Source organism: Citreicoccus inhibens, from assembly GCF_019039035.1.
GTDB classification, from domain to species: Bacteria; Myxococcota; Myxococcia; order Myxococcales; family Myxococcaceae; genus Citreicoccus; species Citreicoccus inhibens.
In genome coordinates this window covers 1-2,160 of the sequence record NZ_JAHNZT010000102.1, presented here as the reverse complement: position 1 = coordinate 2,160, position 2,160 = coordinate 1, and the positions used below count along the sequence as shown (strand labels likewise).

The window sequence follows — 2,160 nt, the reverse complement described above, 5'->3', positions numbered from 1 at the left end:
TGAAGCACGGAGGAGCCCCTCTCGTGTCCCTTACCTCGGCCTTCGCACGCAGCCCGCGGTGCCTCCTCGTCAACGTCCTCACCGGCGAAGCCATGGAGTGCCTCTTCAACCCCACCCAGTTGGCCGAGAGGGTCCAGGTGAATTGGAATCGCCTGGCGGTGCCGGGACTCTCGCACCAGGTGCTCCAGTTTCAGGGCACCTCCAACCGGCAGCTCACGGGCGTCGAGTTCTACTTGGACGCCTTCTTCTCGGCTCAAGAGGCGAACGCCAGCAACATCATGGCCTTCCGCGCATTCTTGCGGGCGCTCACTGTCCCTCCTCAGGGAACTCGGGGAGTGCTTGCCACCGCGCCTCCGCGCGTCCTCGTCCTCTGGCCTGGCCTCCTCACGGTGGAGTGCGTCGTCGCCAGCGTGGAGTTCCAATACCGCCAGCTCGCTGTCGACGGGCGCGCCCTCGTCTACACCGCCACCGTCACCTTCGAGGAGGTGTTGGACACGCGCGTCACCTCTGAGCAGCTCCGCCAGGAGGTGCCGTAGTGGCCCCCCACGCCGGCAGCCGCTACACCTTCTGCCTCGGCGTGCGGGACGACCTGGGCCGCCTGGTGCTCACCGCGAGAGTCCCCTACGGCTACCGGCCGCACGCGGACACTCGTGTCCACCTCGTCGCGCAGGGCGACTCCCTCTGGGGGCTCGCAGGGCTCTACTTCGCCCCCCTCCCGCGCGCCTGCGGCTTCTGGTGGGCCCTCGCGGACTTCCAGCCAGAGCCCATCGTCGACCCCACATTGGAGCTGGAGGCGGGGCGACGCCTCTTCATTCCGTCCCTCCGCGTCCTCACCGACGTCATCCTCAGCGAGCAGCGGCGGAGGGCCAGCGAATGACGCGGCCCCTCGACAGGAGCGCGCCTGGCGTGCGCCTCACGCTGCTTGCACACGAGCGGGCCCGCAGCGGCGAGCCCCTCTCCCTTGAGGGCCGCATCCTCGGCCTCACCTTCGAGGACAGCGCGACGAAGGCCGACAAGCTCTCCCTCCAGTTGGACAACTTCGACCTGGCGCTCTTCGACAGGGCGGAGCTGGTAGGCGGCGCGGTGCTGGAGGTGTCCTGGGGCTACCCGGGCCTCATGGCGCCTACAAGGCGGATGGTGGTGACGAAGTTGAAGGGGTTTCAACTGCTCACCATCGAAGGGCAGGCCCTCAGCGCCCTCATGCACCGCGAGGCGAAGACACGCGCCTGGAAGGGCAAGACGTGCGCCCAGGTGGTGCGCGAGGTGGCCGCCGAGTACGGCTACGAGGAGGACTCCGCCCGCGTCGAGGACACCGGAGAGTCCTTCGACACCATCCACCAGGCCGGAGAGACGGATGCGCGCTTTCTGCGGCGCCTGGCCGCGCGGGAGGAATTTGAATTCACCGTCGACGACAGGGGCCTGGCCTTCGGCCCGCGCAACCAGGCCACCGCGCCCACCCACGTGCTGTGGTGGTACGCCGACGCGGGCCGGGGCGACGTCCTCTCCGTCAACGTCGAGTCGGAGCTGGGCCGCCGCGTGGGCAAGGTGGACGTGCGCGGCCGGGACGCCATGGCCAAGAGAAACCTCGAGGCCCAGGCGAGCAGTGCCACCGTGGAGCGCACCACCCTCGCGGACTTCCTGGAGGTGGTGGACAAGCGCACGGGCACCACGTCGCTGCAGCTCCGCAACAGCACCACCAGCGTCCAGCCCACCTCGGCCTCGACGCCCGCCCAGGCCCAGCGCGAATCCGAGGCCCGCTTCCGGCGCGCGGAGGCCGGCACCGTGAAGCTGTCCCTCCAGGTGGTGGGCAACCCCAGCTTGCGCGCGAAGTCCGTCGTGGAGGTGCGCGGCATCTCCAGCTTCCTGTCCGGCCGCTACTACGTCACCGAGGCTAAGCACGTCCTCTCCTCCTCCGGCTACACCACCGACTTGAAGCTGTCGCGTGACGGCACCGGCCTCCGGCAGCAAGCCAGCGCGGAGACGCAGGGCCAACCCCAGGGCGGCCAGTCCAACGTCTGCATGCCTGCGACGGGCGGCGTGTTGACGGAGCTGGAGGTCGTCGACAAGCAGTCCGGTACCACGCACGTCGAGTACCGCGGCAACGGGCAATCCATCGGCGCCGGGGACCCTGAGTCGGGCCTCAGCTCCCCAGAGTGAGAA

At 69.3% G+C, this 2,160-nt stretch carries 3 protein-coding genes; all 3 read left to right on the top strand.

What is annotated here, in order from left to right; all coding sequences use genetic code 11:
• Positions 1–23: 23 nt before the first annotated feature.
• From KRR26_RS36380 to KRR26_RS36370, 3 genes are read left to right on the top strand one after another with little or no spacing between them, the layout of a single operon-like run.
• Positions 24–536: a CIS tube protein gene (locus tag KRR26_RS36380; protein ID WP_120211113.1), complete on the top strand. Its 513-nt coding sequence runs from the start codon at positions 24–26 to the stop codon at positions 534–536.
• A complete protein-coding gene (locus tag KRR26_RS36375) occupies positions 536–877 on the top strand; it encodes a hypothetical protein (protein WP_120211114.1) in 342 nt (113 codons plus the stop codon). Before KRR26_RS36380 ends, KRR26_RS36375 begins: the two co-directional genes overlap by 1 nt.
• Entirely contained in the window at positions 874–2,157 is a 1,284-nt protein-coding gene (locus tag KRR26_RS36370) for a phage late control D family protein (RefSeq protein WP_120211115.1), read from the top strand. The genes KRR26_RS36375 and KRR26_RS36370 overlap by 4 nt, the downstream gene beginning before the upstream one ends.
• The last annotated feature ends 3 nt before the right edge of the window (positions 2,158–2,160 follow it).

Bases quoted from the DNA above. Each gene is read 5' to 3' on its own strand.
- KRR26_RS36370 (WP_120211115.1), top strand. From the start codon at position 874: ATGACGCGGCCCCTCGACAGGAGCGCGCCTGGCGTGCGCCTCACGCTG.